Source organism: Peribacillus sp. P4_C12, assembly GCF_056402095.1.
In genome coordinates this window covers 1-21,683 of record NZ_JBFUIB010000017.1, presented here as the reverse complement: position 1 = coordinate 21,683, position 21,683 = coordinate 1, and the positions used below count along the sequence as shown (strand labels likewise).

Genomic DNA, 21,683 nt, shown 5'->3' with positions numbered 1-21,683 from the left:
TGACGTGACACACTTAGCCACATCTGATTAGGAAATTTGGCCGCTATACGTTTCAACGGACGGACTTTTCCTTTTATTACTATTATTAGCAGTCAATGCATTCAGGAAAAAAATAAAAACATTACGAATTCCGTTAACGGTTATAGGTTGAAGATTTTTTATGAAAGTATGGCATTAAATTGCTTTCATACTTAATCAGTATAAGTAGTAAAATTTTTTTACAAATTTTCTGTTACTTTTTTCCCCTTTGAGATATACATGTTTGAGAATCCATTGCTTATTGGGGTTTCTCGGGTTTTTTTTTCTTTTTTTAAGTTGGCACGATACATGCATTATAAAACAACGAATCATATTTTATATACTTCTGGAGGGAAAATAAATGATCGAACGTTCAATTCAATTTTATAGTGAAGGATATAAGTTAGATGGGACATTGTATCTGCCAAATGATTATCAATCAGGTGAGAAGCGTCCAGCCATTATTTCGAACTCTGGCTACCAAGGGTTTAATGAATTTTACCCAAAATTATTTGCTAGAAACTTAACAGAAAAAGGCTATGTTTGCTTAGGATTTGACTACCGCAGTTTTGCAAAAAGTGAAGGTGAAGAAGGTCGTGTTATATTAAATGAACAAGTAGAAGATATCCAAGCAGCGATTACGTTCCTTTCCATTCAGGAAGAAGTGGATCCACATCAAATTGGATTAATCGGCTGGGGCATGGGTGCTTCCAACGTGGTACGTGTTGCAGCAAAAGACAAACGCATCGGTGCAGTGGCGGCACTTAATGGTTTTTATAATGGGGAAAGATGGTTGCGATCCATTCATACGTATGTTGAGTGGAACGCTATTTTGAAAGCGGTTAAAGAAGATCGTGAATATCGAGTATTAACTGGTAAATCACAACTTGCGGATCCATTTATTCATTATCCACTTGATCCGGCAACAGCTGATTACGTAGGAAAAGAACTAGCGGTCTTAGCGCCGTTCGGAAATAAGACAGTTCTGCAGTTTACAGATTCTATTATCGGTATGAACGCTGAAAGAGAAGTAAAAGATTTGACAGTGCCACTCTTTATCGGACATGGTATCGAAAATTTACTACATCCAATTGATGAAGCATACGGAATTTTTGAAAAAGCAAATGAACCAAAGCAGCTTTATCTCATTAACGGCAAACACAATGATTTTATGTATCATGATAATGATGTATTCCAAGAGTTGATAGCACAATTAACAACATTTTTTAAATCCAATCTAATAGAAAAAGAAGCAGCAGAAGTAATACAGCTACAAAGTTAAATGAACTAGTTTTTTATACTATTATCCATAAATTAGCATTGCTCATAGTAAAAACAGATGGTAAAGTCACCTCGCCATCTGTTTTTTACTATTTTAGTAAGGGAGGGATGAGCTGTGCAAATTGCACAAGCATTTATAGCAGCAAGTATTCAGTTTAATCCACGGTTAAACAGTTTAGATGAAAATATTCTGGGGTTACTTGAAGCCGTGACAAAAGCAGCCCAAAACGGTGCGAAATTAATTGTTACACCAGAAATGGCCACAACAGGTTACCATTATCAAGATAGAAGATCGATAAAGGAATTTGTTGATACAATACCAGGAAAAACCACTACTGCATTTGAGAAGGTCGCCAAGCTTTATGGAACGCATATTGTCATAGGTATGGCGGAAGTTGATGAGGAAAATGGACTTTATTATAATTCTGCAGCATTAGTTGGTCCAAATGGTTATATCGGAAAGTATCGCAAGGTGCATCAATGGGCCGATGAGGAAACATGGTCTGTTTGGGGGGACCTCGGTGTGCCTGTTTTTGAAACAGAGATAGGTAAGCTCGCAGTAATTATTTGCATGGACTCTTGTTATTTTGAATCAGCACGACTTGCAGCAGTGAAGGGTGCAGATATTCTTTGTTTTCCGACAAATTCAACTGGACAGTCGCTATCGATGCTACAGGCATGGGCAGAAATTAACGGCCTATATGTGATAGGGACAAACCGCTCGAATACAGAGGAAGACTATCATATGATAGGTGCAAGTGCGATTTGGTCACCAAACGGAGAAAAGTTAGCAGAGTCTTCGTATGTAACAGAGGATGATATAAAGAGTGAAGTGGATATTCTTTATGCCGAAATTAATCCATTACTTTATGACAACCGTGCGAAGAGACGAATCGAAAAGAGAAGGCCAGAACTTTATGGTGATTTAATGCTCTATACCGGACCGTGGGAAACGACAAAACACGAGCGCTCAACCGATGTATTTGGCACAAATTCTAGCACTGAGGCATCAATTCATTCAGCCCTTCTACAGTACGAACCGATAGTGGGAGACAAACAAGCAAATCTCCAAAAAATAAATCAACTTATAGCTGGTGCTTTTCAAAAAGCAGCACAGGTAGACAATGTACTATCACTTATTGTTTGTCCAGAACTTTCGTTAACTGGTCTCACTGATTCTCTTGACATTGAAACAGTTCACCAACTTGCAGAAACCGTTGATGGAGTGACTGTCAAAGAAATAAAAAAGCTAGCTATTCAATACAATGTGCATATTGTATTTGGAATGATTGAACTTGAACAAAATCTTTTATACAATTCCGTTTTATTGATTACCCCTACTGGTGAAATTGCTTCTAAGACACGAAAAATTCATTTACTTGACTCGGAAGAGCGATGGGCTACTCCTGGTGAAGACATAGATGTTACTGATGTGAAAGGTTTTGGACGTATTGGATTAATGATTGGCTATGATGCTGCCTTTCCAGAAACAGCAGGCGTGATGGCAGTAAAACGTGCTGATATTATTATTATACCGTCAAGCTGGCACGGAGATTTTGGTCAAGATTTGATGCTTCACCCGAAAATGATGGAAAACAAATATCCAAAAAGCTCGATGACAACTTGGGATGCAATCGCCCGTTTTACACAAGCTTATACTCTTACAGTAAACTTTGTCGGTACAAAAATGGGGTATAAAGGGAGTAGTGGTTTCTATACACTTGATCCAATATATGGAGACGATTTTCCAATTACTGCATCCAGCACAAAAGAGGAAGTATTGATAATAAAAGTTCCAATCGTAAAAAAGGATTGGTGGTTTAACCAGCAGAAACTACTTCTTTCACGAAGGACCTTTTACTATAAACCACTCGTTACAAAAAGCGTGAAACGTGATTTTTACAAGATATAATAAGCTAAGGGATTACCTATGTTAAGATAAGGTAGTAATTTAAAGAAAAACATCAAAATATTACGAAGATTAAAAGTACTTTGTTCTGTGAATGAAGTACTTTTTTATCAAGTTTTATTATACTTGAGGGTTGCTTATGAAACTATTTCAATCAAAACTTACAAAACGATATGTCATGACTGTTTTAGTTGTCGTACTTTTTGTTCTGGCATCTCTTTATTTTATTGCAGTAAATGTAATGAATACATCAGTACGGTCACAAATCGAATATCGTGATGAGCTTATTGCAAAGACTCTTGGGACACAAATTGAAGTTGTACTTGAAAATGCGATTAATGATATGCGTCAAATTTCTCCTGTGGTTGATACATTAGATACCAGTAATAAAACAATTTATCAAACAGAAATCGAAAAAATCATTTCACATGATCCACTTTTTTTGTTTATTGAAGTGTATAAAGAAAATGACCAACGATTAAGGATTCCTGATATTGCATTTCATGGGCAGGTAAGGAATAATTTTATTTTAGAAAGATTGTCTTGGAGTAAAACATACTATATTTCCAATATGATTACCCTTCCAGACGGACGAAAAACAATTGCGATCGCCTACCCATCACTTAATAATAATGGGGATTTTGGTGGTGCAGTCATTGCATATTTAAATTTACAAATACTATCAGATCAAATTGAGAAATTTTCTATAGGAAAAGAGGGAATGAATGCGATCGTAGACAAAAATGGTGCGATTATTGCTCACTCAAATAAAAGCTTTATTGGGAAGTCAATTAATAATCATGAAATCGGTTCATATTTAAAAAAAGAGCGCTTTGGAATTTGGAATGGGCCAATTTTTAATGAACAAATGGTCGTTTCATATAGACCTCTCCTTATGGGAAGAGTCAGTCTTATTGTCAGTGAATCGATAAGTCAAGCAATGGAACCAGCACGATACGTTCAACTTTTACTCATTCAAGGATTTATTATTGTATTTATCATTGCACTTGCACTTGCGTTGCTTGGTGCATTACGGGTTGTTCGTCCAGTTCATATGCTCATTAAGCAGGTACAAGAATATAAAGAAAATAAGCGAAAAACGTTTCATAAAGTGAAGACGAATGATGAATTGGAGGAGCTCTCAATTGTGTTATCTGTTATGGCAACAGCGCTCCGTGAAAAAGAAAGAAGTTTGTTTTATATTTTAGAATCCATTCCATACAGTGTCATTACAACAGATAAGGACGGTCGAATCTTGACTTTTAACAAGGGAGCGGAGAACTTAACTTTGTTTAAGCGTGAAGAGGTGGTTGGAAGCCTTATTTTTGATATACCAATTAAAAAAGACATTCGTGAGTTTATTCTTCTGAAAACGCTACAAGAAGGAAAATCAGTGGACGAAGCTGAAAGCTATATTTTAGATAAGAACCAGCAGGTACATGATGTCCGGATTTATTCATCGATGTTAAAAGGAGAAGATAATGAATACATCGGCTCTATCATTGTGATTCGTGATGTGAGTGAAATAAAAAAGCTTGAAGAATATGTAAAACAAAGTGAACGCCTCGCTTCCCTAGGACAACTTACAGCTGGGATTGCTCATGAAATTAAAAACCCACTCAGCATTATTCAAGCGGCAGCTGAAGCGATACGTTTAGAGTTAGAGGACACTAATGACCTTGATATAAAAATCATTGATGAATTATCAGGGGACATCATAGAGTCAACCGACCGAATGAATAAGCTCTTAACAAATTTTTTAAAACTTACAAAAAATGAAGAGCATCAAGTAATTAAAATTTTTGATCTTATCCAAATAACAGATGAGCTAATGAACTTATTGCGTAAAAAATTTATTGATCAAGATATCAAAGTACATGTCGATTATGAAATAGATCAAGCACTAGTACTAGGGGATAAGCATAAGTTTTCTCAGGCACTGTTAAATTTGTTGATAAACAGTTTACAGGCAATGCAAGAGGGTGGAGTACTCAACATAAAACTTACTGGCGCCGAAACATATTGGCAACTGCAAGTCTCTGATACGGGAGAAGGTATTCCGATGCATAAGCTTAAATGGATATTTAATCCGTTTTACTCTACAAAACCAGAAGGAACTGGACTAGGTCTATCCATTGCGCATGAAATCATTACGCAACACGGTGGAAAGTTATGGGCTGACAGCACAGTTGGACAAGGAACTACCCTATCAATTCAGTTGCCAAAGGGGGAAGGAATATGAACAAAAGCATCTTGTTTGTAGATGATGAAATAAAACTCTTGCGAATTTTATCATCATCATTTCGTAAAAAAGGATATACGGTCACCATCGCAGCAAATGGCCAAGAAGCCCGAAAAAAAATAATAGATCAGGAATCGGACATTGTGTTCCTTGACTTAAATCTTCCGGATGCAAGCGGGCTAGAATTATTAGACGAATTCATTTCTCTTTATCCGCAAAAAGTGTTTATTATTTTAACCGCATACGGTGATGTTGAAAGTGCCGTTTCAGCAATGAAAGCAGGCGCATTTGATTATATTATAAAACCTGCAAAAATGGATGAAATTCAACTTGTTATTGAAAAAGCATATAGCTGGCTTGGTATCAAGCAGGAAAATATTCATTTAAGAGAACAGTTAAAGCAGTTTGAATCGACTAACGGTTTTATTAGTACAAGTTCGGAAATGAAGAGGATTTATGACTTAATAGAACGCGTGTCCACAACAGGTGCAACTGTGCTTCTTCACGGGGAAAGTGGGACGGGTAAAAGCATGATTGCAAAAATGATTCATAATTTAAGTGACAGAAATCAAGCACCTTTCATTGCGATTAACTGTGCAGCGATTCCTGAACATTTGTTAGAAAGTGAGCTTTTCGGCTATGAAAAGGGAGCATTTACTGGAGCAACCACGAGCAGAGCAGGAAAATTTGAAGCTTCACATAGTGGAACGATATTTTTAGATGAAATTGGAGAGGTATCAATGCCGCTCCAAGCTAAGCTACTGCAAGTCGTACAAGAAAAGTCATTTATGAGGCTAGGGAGCAATCAGCTAAAACATGTGGATGTAAGAATTATTTCGGCAACGAATCGAAATTTAAAACACATGGTGCAGGAAGGAAGCTTTCGTGAAGATTTGTATTATCGCTTAAACATTGTTGATATGCATATTCCGCCTTTAAGAGCACGAAAAGAAGATATCCTATTACTCATCGAAGAATTTTTAGAAAAACATCGTAAAAAAATGAAAAAAAACTACCATGTATCAGCACAATTGATGAAAATTCTAACAGATTATGAGTGGCCTGGAAATGTTCGGGAGCTTCAAAATGCCGTAGAGCGCGCTGTTGTCCTATGTACAGAAGAGAATCTATCAATTCAAGATTTTCCAAGTGAAATCCAAGAATTTAGCAAAATACGAGCTACTACTAAAGCAGCATTTTCAATTGATGATTCAAAAACACTTCCAAAGCAGTTAGAGGAGATTGAACGCCAGTTGATAATTACTGCGATTGAAGAAAATCATGGGCAAGTTGCAGCTGCAGCAAGAAAGTTGGGTGTTTCACGCCAGCGTCTCTTGTATAAGCTTAATAAATATTTTGATTAAAAAGATGCCATTCGATAATTTGAATGGCATTTTGTAATTTGTCAAAAAATTTTGTAATTTGTCAAAAAATTTTAACAAAATAGTATTCAATTAGTATGGAACTATCTCCTCTGATCGTTGGCACAACTCTTGCATTCTATAAAAGTAAAAGTAAGAAGAAATATAGGAAAAGGGGATTAAAAATGAGCTTTCATCCATTATTACAAGGTGCTATTGAATTGCATTGCCATAGTTATCCTAGCATTTTCCCAAGAAAGCAAACAGATTGGGAATTGATAGAAGATGTGAAACATGCCAATATGGCTGGAATTGTTTTAAAGTCGCATGAAGCGTCAACTGTTGACCGTTCCACATTAATTCGCTTAAAGGAGCCTGATCTTCATGTATATGGTGGGCTAGTATTGAATGATTTCACAGGTGGACTGTCACCTAAAGCTGTGGATGCAGCAATTAGACAAGGGGCAAAAATCATTTGGATGCCGACTATTTCAGCAAATCAACACTGCTGTAACTTTGGCAAAAAGAAAACGCGTTTTTTTAATAGCGAACGACCACTTGTGAATGCGAACGAAGGCTTAACCATTTGGAATGATAACAATGAAATCAAAACGGAAGTTCATGAAATTCTAGCATTAATTGGAGAAGCAAATATTACTCTTGCAACTGGGCATTTGTCTGCTGAAGAAGTTGCTGTTTTAATCGATGCTGCAAAAAAGGTTCATATCGAGAAAATCTTAATCCAGCATGCTGATCTTGGTATTGCTCCTGTTTCAATTGAAATACAGAAAGAATTAGCAAGAAAAGGTGCGATTATTGAAAAATGCTACTTAGCATGTAGTGAAGATTTTCAAGATTTATCTATCTCGGAAATGGCTAAATCCATTAAAGAAATCGGTGCTGAATCTTGTGCACTTGTTACCGATTACGGACAGGAACATAACATATCCCCGATTGAGGCCTTAAGTCGTTATGTTGGAGAAATGATAGAAGCCGGTATTACAGAACGTGAAATTGAGAAAATGATTGTTGATAATCCTAAAAAACTTTTAGGTATTTAAATTGGTGTGAGGGTGAGAAAGCATGGAAAAACAATTAATAGAAGTAATTTGTTCGCTTGTACCGTCAAACCGAGTATTTACGGAATTATCAGAACGTTATTCTTACAGCTATGACGCATCTTTTGGTGAATATTTACCTGATGTTATCATTCAGCCGAAAAATGCAAAGGAGATTGCTGCACTTATAAAACTTGCGAATGAATATAAGATTCCTGTATACCCAAGAGGAGCAGCGACGTCACTAAGCGGTGGTTCTCTCGCAGTTGAAGGCGGTATGGTTCTTGATATGTCCCAATTTGAAAAGAAGCTTATTATTGATAGAGAAAACTTGCTTGCAATTACCTCCCCGAGTATTATTACAGCGGATATTCATAAGCAAGCAGAAGAAGTCGGCCTTTTTTATCCGCCAGATCCAAGCAGTTCCCACGTTTCAACAATTGGTGGAAATTTACTAGAAAACTCAAGCGGACCAAAAGGATTAAAATATGGGACAACCAAAGAATATGTTATTGGTTTAGAAATGGTAACGCCAACAGGCGAGATTATTCGTACAGGCGGTAACACTGTCAAAAATGTTACTGGCTATGACTTAACACGTCTAATTGTTGGTTCAGAAGGAACGCTGGGCATTGTGACAGAAGCGACATTACGACTTATTCCAAAACCGTTAGCTAGAAAAACTCTTCTAGCCTCATTTAATCGCTTAGTTGATTCAGGTCATGCGATTACAAAAATTTTATCATCAGGTATTTTACCAAGTGCGATGGAACTCATGGATCGTTCGTGTATTCAGGCTGTTGAAAACTATGAGCCAAGTGGGCTCCCCACTGATGCTGAAGCGATTGTCATTATAGAAGTGGACGGGCATCCAGCAGCTATTGAAGAAGAGATTACAAAGTGTGAAGCGATTTGTTTTACAATGGGATCATCAAATGTAAAGGTTGCAAAAACAGATGCAGAGCGTAATGACATTTGGAAAGCTCGTAAGATGGTATCTCCTGCCATAACACAGATGGRGCCAACGAAGATTTCGGAAGATGCGACGGTCCCAAGAAGTCAAATTCCAGTTATGATGGAAAGACTTCACAGAATTCGTGAAAAATATCAGCTGAATTTAGTGGTCTTCGGTCACGCTGGAGACGGAAACCTCCATCCGAATATTATTACGGATAAACGAAACACTGAGGAAATGAAGCGAGTAGAAGATGCTGTTAGCGAAATATTTGAAGCAGCGATTGAACTTGGTGGAACACTCTCAGGTGAACATGGTATTGGAATATTAAAAGCACCGTACATGGAAATGGAACTTGGAAAAGAGGGGCTTCTCATGATGAAAAAAATTAAAGAAGCTTGGGATCCTAATAATATCTTAAATCCAGGAAAAATCTTTCCTCAACCAGGACAGACGAAGGTGGTGTTGACGTGAGTAAAGTATCTGTAATAAAGGAACTGACGTTAAAAAATGAATATTCGCAAAAGTTACGTGATCTTTCTTATGATGCGGCAAACCAATGTGTTCAGTGCGGTTATTGTTTGCCTGCTTGTCCAACCTATGAATCAATGGGAAAAGAATCGCAATCACCTAGAGGAAGAATTAATCTAGTAAAAATGGCAGCGGAAGGAAAAATTGACCTACAGAAAGATCTAGCAGATCCGATTGATCTATGTCTTGGCTGCCGTGCTTGTGAAGTCGCTTGTCCCGTAAACGTACCGTATGGACAAATTTATGAAGCAGCGAAAGAAGTGATTAACGAACAGCAAAAGCATGACCCAAAATTTAACACAAAAGTCCGTGACCTGACATTAAACAATCTGTTCCCACATCAAAAACGTTTACGACTTCTTGGAAATTTAACATGGGTGTATCAAAGAACAGGATTAAATAAATTGGTTCAAAAAACAAAACTAATCAACAAGGTTTCGGAGCCGATGGGACAATTTGAAAAAGTATTGCCAATGCTTGAAGCACCTATTAAACGCTATAAATTTGGCGCAACTGTCTCACCAAAAGGCGATTTGAAATCGACAGTCGCTTTTTTTCCGGGTTGTATAATGGATGCAATGATGTACAAAACAAACCGTTTAACGATTGAACTTCTTCGAGCGGTGGGGTGTAAAGTTGTGATTCCAAAACAGCAAAGCTGCTGCGGGGCACTTAATGCCCATCAAGGCTTAAAAGATGAAGCTCGGAAGCTTGCAAAAGCAAATATCGCAGCATTTGAATCTTCAAATGCAGACTATTATGTTAACAATGCTGGTGGCTGCGGTGCAATGCTTAATGAATATCATCATCTTTTTGATGATGAGCCAGAATGGAAGGAACGAGCGGAAGCCTTTGTGAAAAAATCAAAAGATATTACTGAAATTCTTGTAAAGTTTGGACCGCTTCCATTTGAAAAGGAATGGAACGGAATTGTTACGTATCAAGATTCTTGCCACTTGCGAAATGTACAGGGTGTTGTCAATGAGCCAAGAATATTACTTCAATCGATACCAGGGGCGAAGTTCATTGAAATGAAAGGAAGTGACCGCTGCTGTGCATCAGGCGGCATATATAACTTACTCCATTTTGACGAGTCAATGGAAATTTTAGATAAAAAGATGACAAATGTAGTAGTAACTAACGCAAAGACAATCGTGACAACAAACCCAGGCTGCTTACTTCAAATGCGCTTAGGAGTAGAAAGAAGCGGACTGAATGCTCAAGTAGAAGCCGTCCATATCGTTGAATTATTAGCGGAAGCGTGTGGAATCAAATAAAAAGTAGAATTATATTTCTTCAATGAGAGGAAGGATGATGGAAGTACAACTGAGGTTAGCAACAAACTTGAATTCCTACTCAAACAGTTCATAGATAACTGTTAAATTTAAAAAATATAGCAAACTATAAAACTACTGAAAAGCAAAAAAATTTGTCACTTATTTAAAATTTTTTGACAAATAAATTAATTAAAATGTGTTAAAACTCAAAAAATTAGGATGAAGCAACTTGGCATATAACTTGCATAAGTAAAAGATAAGAAAGAAAATTTTAAAATTTCTAAAATCTGAAGGAGGGACAGTTACAATGGAATTTCTTGAGTTTGTCAGTTCTAACGGGAACGAAATTTTAATAATGACTTGGGAGCATGTCCAACTTGTTGGACTAGCGGTCGGTGTTGCTATTTTGCTGGGCGTGCCATTTGGGATATATATTACCCAGCATGAATCATTATCAAATTTAGTTTTATCAGTTGCAGGCATTATGATGACAATACCAAGTATTGCATTATTTGGAATTATGGTTCCAATATTATCTGTTATCAATCAAGGTATTGGTTTTTTACCGGCATTTATAGCACTTGTTTTATATTCGCAGCTTCCTATAATTCGAAATACATTTATCGCTATTAAAAACGTAGATCCTAACATGCGTGATGCTGCTATTGGGATGGGAATGACAACATGGCAGCGCCTTCGAAAAGTAGAAATTCCGATTGCACTTCCAATTATTATGGCAGGAATTCGCATGGCGGTTGTACTCACAATTGGGATTGGAGCAATAGCTGCATACATTGGTGCAGGGGGACTTGGTGATTACATCGCACGAGGCATTTCAACAAGCTACACTACAATGGTTCAGGTTGGTGCACTTTCTGTATCTGTTTTAGCGATTGCTTCAGATTATTTACTCGGATTACTTCAAAAGCGTGTTTCACCGAAATCGGCTTATTCAAAATAAGAAAGGGGATGGAGCTTAAATGATTACATTTAAAAATGTATCAAAAGTTTATGAAAGTAATGGTAAAAATGTAAAAGCGGTTGATGATGTAACTATGAACGTCGAAAAAGGAGAAATTTGCGTATTTCTTGGTCCATCAGGCTGTGGGAAAACTACACTTTTACGTATGGTGAATCGACTTGTTCAAATTACAGATGGAACAATTGAAATAGACGGGAAAAATATTTACTCTTTAGATCCAATTGAAGTAAGACGTTCAATTGGTTATGTTATCCAACAAAATGGCTTGTTCCCAAATATGACAATTGAAGAAAACATTAATGTTGTTCCAAAAATGCTTGGTTGGGAAGAAAAAACGATGAAGGAGCGCTATAACTATTTAATGGAAATGATGGGATTAAAGCCAGAACAATATAAAAAGCGTTATCCGTGGGAGCTTTCTGGTGGACAACAACAACGGATTGGAGTTGCTCGTGCATTGGCGGCAGACCCTCCAGTTATGTTAATGGACGAGCCGTTTGGCGCACTTGACCCAATTATTCGTGAGCATTTACAAAATGAATTTTTACGTATTCAAAAAGATGTCAAAAAAACAATTCTTTTCGTTAGTCACGATATTGATGAAGCGATTCGTTTGGGAGATAAAATTGCTATCTTTAATGAAGGTCAACTAATGCAATATGGAACACCTGATGAGATTTTATCCAATCCAAAAAATAAATTTGTTAACGATTTTATCGGAAGTGATCGTGAAATTAAACGATTAACATTACTTACAGTAAAAGATCTTTTAAATAAAGCCAAGAAACTACACCCCAAGACAAACATAGCAACAGAGATTAGTGAGTCTGTCGTAAAACTTAATACTGATTTGCGTACAGCACTATCGGTATTATTAGCATCGACAAAAGGTGAAGCGTTGATTCTAGATCAAAAAGGACAGCCACAAGGAACGTTAAGCATTACCGATTTTGAAGTATTAACAGGTGTGCACCCTTCAAAGTTAAAATCGATTGTTCAATAAGGTGGTGATTTTATGAAAGAAAATAAAAAATTTGAGACAATAATTCGTATAGGGTTGTTATTAATTGTGGTCTCACTTTTTGTATATGCATTTTACTCAGGTACTTTTCAATTTATTATGGAAAACCCGAACGATCTTGTTTATTTAGCTGGCCAGCACATAAAAATGGTAGCGGTTTCATCCTTGTCTGCCATCGGTGTTGCAGTTCCACTAGGAGTTTTTATTACAAGACCGAAATATAAGAAGTACGAATTTTTAGTTGTAAACGTTGCAAATATTGGCCAAACCGTTCCAAGTATTGCAATCCTAGCGCTTGTGATGAGCTATTTAGGATTAGGTTGGACAACTGCAGTATTTGCGCTGTGGTTTAGCTCGCTTCTTCCGATTTTACGAAATACGATTGCCGGGATTCAATCTGTTCATCCTGCGATTATTGATGCAGGAAAAGGAATGGGTATGACGCAGAAACTGATTCTTTGGAAGCTTGAAATTCCAAATGCTTTATATGCAATATTTGCAGGAATCCGTACGGCAACCGTTATTAATGTTGGAACAGCTGCTCTTGCCTTTTTAATAGGAGGAGGCGGGTTGGGTGACCTTATTTTTACAGGTATCTCGCTCTATGATACTGGTATTATGCTTGCAGGTGCCGTACCCATAATATTACTTGCAGTTACACTTGATTTCCTAATGGGAAAACTTGAAAAAGTTATTACACCAAAAGGCTTACAGCGTAAAGTAGAACTTATTTAACTAGGGGGAAAAATAATGAAAAGATACATCCTATTGGTATGCATCATGATCCTTACGTCAGCACTTGTAGCATGCGGCTCTTCTGATACAACAGAAAAAGGTGGTGAAAGTAAAGGGAAAATTACAGTGGGTGGAAAAGACTTTACTGAGCAGCATATTTTAACGAAGATGACGTCAATCTATTTAAAAGAAAAGGGCTATGAAATTGATGAAGCTAGCAGTATGGGTAGTACTGTTGCCCGTTCTGCACTTGAAAACGGTCAGCTTGATGTTTACTGGGAGTATACAGGTACAGCACTAATGGTGTATTTAAAGCAGGAACTTGAAACCGATCCAGACAAAGCTTATAAAAAAGTTAAAGAAATGGATAAAAAGAATGATCTTGTTTGGTTGAACAAAGCCAATTTTAATAACTCATATGCTATTTTAATTCGGAAAGATTTAGCGGAAAAGTTGGGAATCAAGTCAATCTCTGATCTAACTAAAGCTCTAAAAGAAAATCCCAAATTAAAGTTTGGTACAAATGCTGAGTTCTATGCACGTGAAGACGGGTTGAAAGGACTTGAAAAAAAATATAGTTTCTCCTTCCCAGCTAAGAATGTTGTTAAAATGGATACTGGACTTTTATACAATTCATTGAAAGAGGGGCAAGTAGATTTAGCAATGGGCCTTGCAACAGATGGACGCATTAAAGGCTTTAATCTCTTTGTATTAGAAGATGATCAAATGTTCTTCCCAGCGTATAATGGTGTACCAGTGATTCGCCAAGAGGTTTTAGAGAAGTATCCTGAATTAAAAAATCTATTAAATGAATTATCAGATCGCTTAGAAGCAGAAACAATGAAAGAGTTAAACTATCGGGTTGACGTTAAGCATGAAGATATCAATGAAGTCGCTAGAGAATGGCTTGTAGCAGAAGGATTACTGGAATAGCATAAAAAAACCTAGTTAATCAAACTATGACCCGAATACTGTACACCTGAAAAAGTGCTTTAATCGGGTTTTGTGTCTTTAGGTGTACCTCCACATCGTCATCAAACTAATCGCGCCAATAGATAATATAAATGTGTGTGTTCTTTTGAATTTTGTATGGTAATACTAAAATGCACCGATCAGAGTGTCTAAGTTTGGTAGATTTCATACACCTAAAACATACCATTTTGGTGTGTGGTTTACAGTTTACATATCATTTGAAGAAGTTGATATAAGGAAAAGGTAGTTGGTTTATCTTCTAAAATAGGTATGAAAACGGTATAAGAGGAGAAATGAAAAATGGATTTTCATAACACTAAGGAATTAAATAGGATCGACAAAAACTATATTGATAAACAGTTTTATGAAAATAATTTGGAACACTTATCAGAAGATTTAAGAGGCAGATACCAAGAAATTAGTTTATTTCTTAGAGATGAAAACAATATTGTTCGTTGTGGTATATTAGGTGAAGTGTGTTGGAATCGGTAAAAGAGATTCATACAGTAATTATAGATGAGGATATATGTAAATTGGGGTATGGGTCTCAACTATTATTAGAAATAGAGCAGAGAGCTTTAGAAAAAAAATGTTATTATATAAAGATAAATACTATAAGTTTCGAGTCATTAGGTTTTTATGAAAAGCATGGTTATCGAGTGTTTGGTTGCCTTGAAAATGGAGGAAGAAACAATAAGCATTACTATTTAATAAAGGATTTAAGAATCTTTAACTCCCATGAAAATTAAATTCTAACTGGGAAGGTGGCGTTACTGCAATAAGGTAACGCCTTTTTGCAATTTGATCAGAAAAATCACTTGGACTTTTTTGATCCATCGTTTTTTTCTTTATCGATTACAACTTCCAGAAAATATATTATCTCTACGATGGGAATAAGTTAAATTAAAACAAGATTAGATACGGTAAGGAATGAGGATCAAAGAACTAGTTACCATGCCATCGTGTCAGTGATTGAACAATCCAAATGAAGATCAAGAATCTAGGCTATCTATGGGATAGTAAGAAGGGTATTTACAAGTATGTAGGGAAACAAACCCAGCCGTTAGATATAGATTTTAGTACATTGTTTGGAAGAAAGCAGATTGCTAGTAGTGAAATGAGTAAAAGGGTTCTGATGCAAAAACCCCAAGATAATTGCAATTAATCTCTAAATCATGGATATACTGATACTATTACTCTAAAAAAGGTGCGTTATCAGTATGGAAAAATAAAATTTATTCAAGTGGAAACATTATCAGCCTGACATGATTTTGTTAACAGTGAGATGGTACCTGCGGTACAACTTGAGCTTACATAATTTAGTGGAGATGATGGAAGAACGTGGCTTATCGATGGCTCACACAACGAATATGCTTTGGGTTCATCAATAGGACCGGAATTAGATGAAAGAGTACGGCGGCATCAACAAATGACTCCTGGAGAGTCGCTGAAACGTATATTAAAGTAAAGGGTCATTGGATGTATTTGTATCTTGCAGTGGATTCCRAAGGAAACACGATTGATTTTTATCTCAGTAAAACAAGAGACAAAAAGGCTGCAAAGAGCTTCGTCAAGAAAGCTTTGCGGTCTTTTCATGTTTCTAAGCCTCGTGTCATGACGGTCGATAAGAATCCGGCTTTTCCTATAGCAATTGAAGAGTTGAAAAAAGAGAAAAGCATACCTGATGGTATGCAACTTAGACAACAAAAGTACTTGAATAACATAGTGGAGCAGCTCATCGCTTTATAAAGAAGAGAGTCCGTTATATGCTAGAATTAAAAACGTTTCGAACAGCCAAACAAATCATCTGTGGAGTGGAGGTGATGCATATGCTGAAAAAAGGACAACTTCAACAAGGGGTAGTCCAAAGCGAGATTGAATTCATACATAAATTATTTGGAGTAGCATCATAATTCATAGATGAAAAGGATATTGAGGGGTTCTATGTTTCTAACAAAACATATTTGCACCAGAACCTTATAACCTGTTGATACATTTTGGGGGGCTATTGAACTTTATAATTTCTATTTCTTTTCACTTATTAAACCTCCTGGATATTAGATAATTAACATCTGAAAGAATATTAATTATTAATCGCTGACTAAGTAAGTAGCGATTCAATTTTGTAGATTTATTCAATTAAATAGGGTGAGATTAAGAATATTAATGTAATTACAACGTGACAATCATTAATGCATTGATGATTGTCACGTTTTAGTTAAGATAAATGTGGAAAAAATACCAGCGTCTGCCAGTCTGAAGGAATCATTTTCAATGTATTCAGAGTGGGGGGGGGGAATCTCCATAGATTTAATGTTTGTCTCTTTCCTTTTATATCTCCTTTAACATGATGGTGATGGTAAGGTCTGTCTTAATATCTTTATGAGGTTGTTCAGAGTGTTCTCGTCAGTAGTCATATCAGTTTATCAAAGTTTCTTAGATTTTTTCATCTGATTTAGGACAAACCTTTTTAGTAAGTTCAATTTTAAAAAAATTATCTAGGTTTCATCCAACCTAGTTCTTCCGAAATTTCTTCAGCTGCTCTTTTTGTCTCACTTATAATATATTTTGCTTGATGGTCCTTAAATCTAGTTTCTGGACCACCCACGCTTATAGAAGCAACCACCTTATCTTCCCAGGAAAAAATCGGAGCTGCTACGCTAAACGTTCCTTTTGTTGTTTCCCCTATAGTAATAGCAATCCCCAATTTCTTAATGATCTTTAACTCATCTTCTAATTTCTCCAAGTCATTCATTTCGCCTTTTGATATAAGATCTCGAATAATTTGATACTTTGCTTCTCGATTCATATTAGCTAAAAGTACTTTTTTAGAGGCACCGGCACATAACGGAGTGCGCTTCCCTACTGGCTCAGAAACTTTTAAAAGCAGATCCGCATCGACACAGTCAATAAATATACCTTCAATACCCTCAGGAACTGTTAAATAAACACTTTCCTTCGTTTTCTTCATCAGTTTTTCCATAATTGGAAGTGCACTATTGCGAACCAATAAATTATCCCTTATTGATAGCCCTAACTGCATTAAAGTCAAGCCTAATCGGAACTTTTTAGTTTCTTTGTTTTTAAATACGAATCCATATTCCGCAAGACTTGAAAGTAATCTATGCACCGTTTGAATAGGAATGTCAAGTTTCCGGCTAACTTCAGTTGCACTCCACTCTTCCTTGGCCTCATTCGGTATAATGGCAGTGAGCAACGTAATAGATTTACGAATCACTTGCGACATATTCTCGCTCCTCTTTTTGAGATACTAATTTACTCATTGATATTTTAATAATATAAAAATTTACTTTTAATGAAGTGAAATCTTACAACATTTTAAAAGGTAAATATTTTTCCTATTAATAAAAAAGTAAATAAAGAATATGAATCAGCCCGTGGGATAATTTATACACCCATAATTTAAAGYCTTTAGGAAATGGATTTTACGTAAATAAGCACCTGCCTGGATATAAAGTATACTGTATGGTAGTTTCTAACATCTGAATTTTAAAGAACGGTAATGAAAAGATATTTAGGTTAGATTAGATGAGACTGTCCAGCCCAAAAGCTGTTCAGCTTGCAATAACCTATCTTGCATGATAAGATTCCGAATTCGACTGGAAGAAATGATTATACCCTTACTACAGCTAACCGGGTCTAAAATATTTACAGAAAAGCGCTCACGTAAAGTATTTATGTCTCCCTCTCTGTTTTTCCCAAACTTGAAGTCAGAGCCTTCGTATACTTCCAATGGGTTTATATTTGAAAGTTCGTTAAGGAATACATTCACGCCCCTTGCAACATAATTAGCATTGAAAGGTGCTACAATGACGTGATCTACTCCAAGAAATTTTAACCTAACTATCTTCTCAGCTAGTTGTGTCAGCTGCATTGCATTTTTGAAATAAACTTTGGGTGGTGGATCAAAAGTATACACAACTAAGGGTACTCCGAGCAAATTAGCATGTTTTCTCGCATGACATATCAAGGCCTGGTGCCCTCGGTGAACTCCATCTAGCGCTCCAATGGTTAATACTGATTTAGAAAGTTGCAAAGCCCTATCAGTATGCACTTGCACTTAGATCACTCCCTTGAGCCTTATAAAAAATTTTCAAATAGGTCGAGATATTCCTATTCTTGTGCGACTTTATTGTTGTTGCCAGTAATTCTAACATCTAAATTTTAAAAGAATCGTAAAGTAACACCAGTTTGCAAGCAAAATCCAAGACAAGCATGTCCTAAAGTTGAATTAATATAAGGGTCCAAATATCAAATACTCTTCACTTTTTTATCTCAGACAAAAACCGAATGCAACATCTTTTGAGGTCTAAAAACCTCTTCTATTCCTAATGCAATCGCTTTCAAATTATTTTTTTATAACATAAGAGAGCCAAATAAAAATAAAAGAAATAAATACCCCAATCAAATATAAACTAATAATCACAACCTATTAAATGGTGATAATAGACACAAAAACATGGAAAGTAGCCAAGGTTTTCTAAAAAAAATGCTTGGCTACCTATGTATCTGCATTTTCACCTAAGTAAATAACAATTGCGTTTCCTTCACAATCACTGCACGATATAAATATATCTGGTGATCCTAGATCTGACGAGTGTTTCGCTTTACTTGAATCATTTGTTTCATTTGACGACGAACCTTCTTCCCTAACTTCATCTTTTTGAACACCATTTAGTTCCTTCTTAAGTGTTGAGAAGAAGAGTAGATGAAAATAGTCGTCTATTTTTTGAATTATTTTCGAATAATGAATGGTGTTTTAAATGCTACATCAAAAACTATGATTATTTAAGGTTAATATACTTTTTTGTGATTTCTAAATGAAAGAGAGATGGTACCCCGTTTTTTTATAAAATTTTGCTATGTTAGTTTTTGTTTATGAATCGTTATCCTTCTTAGGCAAAAGTCGCTTGTTTAATYAATTCTTGCATTTTAGCAGCTACAGCTTTTTTATCATCTTGTCCAGTAATCCCACCGCCTACAATGACAAGATCAGGCCGTGCTTCAATGACTTCTGGCAATGTATCTAATTTAATTCCGCCTGCTACTGCAGTCTTCGCATTTTTCACAATCCGTTTGATTGTTTGAAGCTGTTCAAATGAGTTTTCTCCTGCAGCCTGAAGATCGTACCCTGTATGCACACAAATATAATCAACGCCAAGTGCATCGATTTCGTACGCGCGTTTTGCGATATCTTTTACATTGATCATATCGATGAGGATTTGTGTWCCYTGTTTTTTAGCTTCTTCCACTGCACCTTTGATAGTCGCATCATCCGTCGCTCCAAGAACTGTGATAATAGAAGCACCAGCTTCAGATGCTTTCATAACTTCATATCCGCCAGCATCCATTATTTTCAAATCGGCTAACACAGTTAAATTAGGGAATGCTTCACTAACTTCTTTTACTGCTCTAAGACCTTCATTAATGACAACCGGAGTTCCAATTTCTACTACATCGATAAATTGCTCTACTTGTTTCACCACTTCTATTGCTTGTGGAATGTTTACAAGATCTAAAGCTAATTGAAGTTTCATAAATACTTCACTCCTTAAGTGAATTTTTTTAGTTTGATTTTCTGGTTTGTATGATGTAAGACTATTCTAAACTCAACTTTTAAAAAAAAGAAGTACACACTTTCGCATCATATAGTGTTAGAAAGAATACTAATGGAATAATGTAATTTTAGTACCAACAATTTTTTTATCTTTAATCCTAAGGATTATAAATGTTCTTATTAAAATTTTTCATTTAAATTTGACAAAGGATTATAGGTTTGGATTTATATAGAATCACTGAGTTTCTTAGGTTGGTTCCTCTTATTTTTGAATAGTTTAGTCCTCCTTGATAATGAGGAGCAAGAATTTACTAGACATATAATTATTCTTAGTATGTGGAGATAGAATATTAAAATATAACACCTGGTTGAAAAAACGTTAGAGGGAATGGAGGATGGTAAAAAAGAAAATCATTTTGATTGGAAACGGTCCATTTATAGGTTTTTAAATAAGGTTTGAAAGATACACTTTGTGAACGTTATATATAACTTTTATATGGAGTCAATAACAATAATGCAAAAAACCATGTGCAGAAACCTTTATTAAAGTCTCTGTACCATGGTTTTTTGTATTGATTTATGTTATATCATTTCTGTCTTGATAAGCAATTTCTTTTTTTAGATATTATTGGTCCTAACAAATATTATCTCTTATGAAAATTTAAAGTATTGCTAGAAAAGGATTTTTCTAATCGACTGACTCGTGGGTTTCTCCATCTTTTTTCATTGCTGCAATTTTCATATAGCCTTTACCCCACTCATACATAGACTCTAATATGGGCATCAGACTTTTTCCCTGTTCTGTCAGTGAATATTCCACTTTGGGTGGAACAACGGGGTAGACTTCACGATGTACAATGAGATCTTCTTCCAATTCTCGCAATTGGTTAACTAGCATTCTTTGGGTGATTCCAGGCATGAGAGACTTCAATTCGTTAAATCGCTTTGTTCCCTCTTTACCTAGATGCCACAAAATAAGCATTTTCCATTTACCACCAATAACAGAAAGTGTCAATTCTTTTTCACAGTCAAACGGCTTATCACGAAGATGTCCCATTAATTTCACCTCCATTTCTAGCATAATGGTATACAATTTGTCACTATATGACTATGAAGTGCGTACTTATGCTTAAATATTATACACGTTATACTGATTTCTGTATAGGTGATACGATCATAGGAGGGGATCAAGTGAAAAGTTTAACTGTTCCACGTAACATTGATTTAGACGAGAATGCTCTCGATGTCTTGAAGATGTTGGAAATGGATTCCGTGACTTTTGTCCTATTTGGAGCGACAGGGGATTTAGCTAAGAGAAAAATTTTTCCTGCTTTATATAGTTTATTTTTAGATAAGAAAATGCCTAACTCGTTTTCGGTTATTGGTTTAGGTAGAAGAGAATGGTCTGATGAATCATTTCAAAAACACGTGAAAGAATCGATACAAACATTTTCTAGACGTTCGATAAATGAGTCATCCAAAACGGAAGAGTTTCTCCGTGCATTTCGCTATAGCCTTTTGGATGTAACGAATAAAGAAGGGTATAAGACCTTACTTGACTTGATTCAAAAACGTGAAGAAGAGTTGAATATTCCAGAAAATCGCCTGTTTTATTTATCTGTTGCGCCAGAGTTTGTRGATGTGATTACTTCGAACATCCAAAAAAGTGGATTAGGCTCTACAAAAGGATGGAGACGTCTCATTATCGAAAAGCCTTTTGGACACGATTTGAAATCCGCCCAAAATCTGAACGAATTAYTAAG

General features: G+C 35.9%; 15 protein-coding genes and 3 pseudogenes. 14 read left to right on the top strand and 4 right to left on the bottom strand.

The features are described 5' to 3' along the window. Window positions 1–379: 379 nt before the first annotated feature. From AC1DUW_RS05850 to AC1DUW_RS05790, 13 genes and pseudogenes are all read left to right on the top strand, one after another. The gene (locus AC1DUW_RS05850) at window positions 380–1,300 is read left to right on the top strand and encodes an alpha/beta hydrolase (protein ID WP_477642183.1); all 921 of its coding nucleotides are present in this window, start codon (window positions 380–382) and stop codon (window positions 1,298–1,300) included. A 114-nt stretch (window positions 1,301–1,414) separates the two neighbouring features. Next, a complete protein-coding gene (locus tag AC1DUW_RS05845; RefSeq protein ID WP_477642182.1) occupies window positions 1,415–3,211 on the top strand; it encodes a nitrilase-related carbon-nitrogen hydrolase in 1,797 nt (598 codons plus the stop codon). A gap of 136 nt (window positions 3,212–3,347) precedes the next feature. Then, window positions 3,348–5,450 carry a sensor histidine kinase gene (locus AC1DUW_RS05840; protein ID WP_477642181.1) on the top strand — a complete coding sequence of 701 codons (2,103 nt, stop codon included), beginning with the start codon at window positions 3,348–3,350 and terminating at the stop codon, window positions 5,448–5,450. Continuing rightward, window positions 5,447–6,814: a sigma-54-dependent transcriptional regulator gene (locus AC1DUW_RS05835; RefSeq protein WP_477642180.1), complete on the top strand. Its 1,368-nt coding sequence runs from the start codon at window positions 5,447–5,449 to the stop codon at window positions 6,812–6,814. The genes AC1DUW_RS05840 and AC1DUW_RS05835 overlap by 4 nt, the downstream gene beginning before the upstream one ends. Before the next feature lie 182 nt (window positions 6,815–6,996). After that, the gene (locus AC1DUW_RS05830; RefSeq protein WP_477642179.1) at window positions 6,997–7,872 is read left to right on the top strand and encodes a DUF6282 family protein; all 876 of its coding nucleotides are present in this window, start codon (window positions 6,997–6,999) and stop codon (window positions 7,870–7,872) included. Window positions 7,873–7,894: 22 nt separating this feature from the next. Continuing rightward, entirely contained in the window at window positions 7,895–9,298 is a 1,404-nt protein-coding gene (locus AC1DUW_RS05825; protein ID WP_477642178.1) for an FAD-binding oxidoreductase, read from the top strand. Continuing rightward, a complete protein-coding gene (locus AC1DUW_RS05820; protein ID WP_477642177.1) occupies window positions 9,295–10,632 on the top strand; it encodes a (Fe-S)-binding protein in 1,338 nt (445 codons plus the stop codon). The genes AC1DUW_RS05825 and AC1DUW_RS05820 overlap by 4 nt, the downstream gene beginning before the upstream one ends. Before the next feature lie 307 nt (window positions 10,633–10,939). Beyond that, the gene (locus AC1DUW_RS05815; protein WP_477642176.1) at window positions 10,940–11,593 is read left to right on the top strand and encodes an ABC transporter permease; all 654 of its coding nucleotides are present in this window, start codon (window positions 10,940–10,942) and stop codon (window positions 11,591–11,593) included. Between the two features lie 19 nt (window positions 11,594–11,612). Then, window positions 11,613–12,617 (top strand): ABC transporter ATP-binding protein, encoded by a 1,005-nt coding sequence (locus AC1DUW_RS05810; RefSeq protein WP_477642175.1) that lies wholly within the window; start codon window positions 11,613–11,615, stop codon window positions 12,615–12,617. Window positions 12,618–12,629: 12 nt separating this feature from the next. Beyond that, window positions 12,630–13,370: an ABC transporter permease gene (locus AC1DUW_RS05805; protein WP_477642174.1), complete on the top strand. Its 741-nt coding sequence runs from the start codon at window positions 12,630–12,632 to the stop codon at window positions 13,368–13,370. Between the two features lie 15 nt (window positions 13,371–13,385). Then, a complete protein-coding gene (locus AC1DUW_RS05800) occupies window positions 13,386–14,303 on the top strand; it encodes a glycine betaine ABC transporter substrate-binding protein (RefSeq protein ID WP_477642173.1) in 918 nt (305 codons plus the stop codon). A 339-nt stretch (window positions 14,304–14,642) separates the two neighbouring features. Beyond that, window positions 14,643–15,091: pseudogene (locus AC1DUW_RS05795) on the top strand (GNAT family N-acetyltransferase). Window positions 15,092–15,607: 516 nt separating this feature from the next. Next, window positions 15,608–16,255, top strand: a pseudogene (locus AC1DUW_RS05790) (IS6 family transposase). Between the two features lie 581 nt (window positions 16,256–16,836). Here AC1DUW_RS05790 and AC1DUW_RS05785 read toward each other — a convergent pair. The 4 genes from AC1DUW_RS05785 to hxlR form a co-directional block, all read right to left on the bottom strand. Next, window positions 16,837–17,589 carry an IclR family transcriptional regulator gene (locus tag AC1DUW_RS05785; RefSeq protein ID WP_477642172.1) on the bottom strand — a complete coding sequence of 251 codons (753 nt, stop codon included), beginning with the start codon at window positions 17,587–17,589 and terminating at the stop codon, window positions 16,837–16,839. A 288-nt stretch (window positions 17,590–17,877) separates the two neighbouring features. Beyond that, on the bottom strand, window positions 17,878–18,423 hold the full coding sequence (locus AC1DUW_RS05780; RefSeq protein WP_477642171.1) for an FAD synthetase: 546 nt from the start codon (window positions 18,421–18,423) through the stop codon (window positions 17,878–17,880). An 835-nt stretch (window positions 18,424–19,258) separates the two neighbouring features. Beyond that, window positions 19,259–19,900 carry a 3-hexulose-6-phosphate synthase gene (hxlA, locus tag AC1DUW_RS05775; RefSeq protein WP_379151228.1) on the bottom strand — a complete coding sequence of 214 codons (642 nt, stop codon included), beginning with the start codon at window positions 19,898–19,900 and terminating at the stop codon, window positions 19,259–19,261. Window positions 19,901–20,608: 708 nt separating this feature from the next. Continuing rightward, a complete protein-coding gene (gene hxlR / locus AC1DUW_RS05770) occupies window positions 20,609–20,977 on the bottom strand; it encodes a transcriptional activator HxlR (RefSeq protein WP_477642170.1) in 369 nt (122 codons plus the stop codon). Window positions 20,978–21,183: 206 nt separating this feature from the next. On the opposite strand from hxlR, the pseudogene AC1DUW_RS05765 reads away from it, so the two are divergent. Beyond that, window positions 21,184–21,683 (top strand): annotated as a pseudogene (locus AC1DUW_RS05765) (glucose-6-phosphate dehydrogenase); the annotation flags it as partial.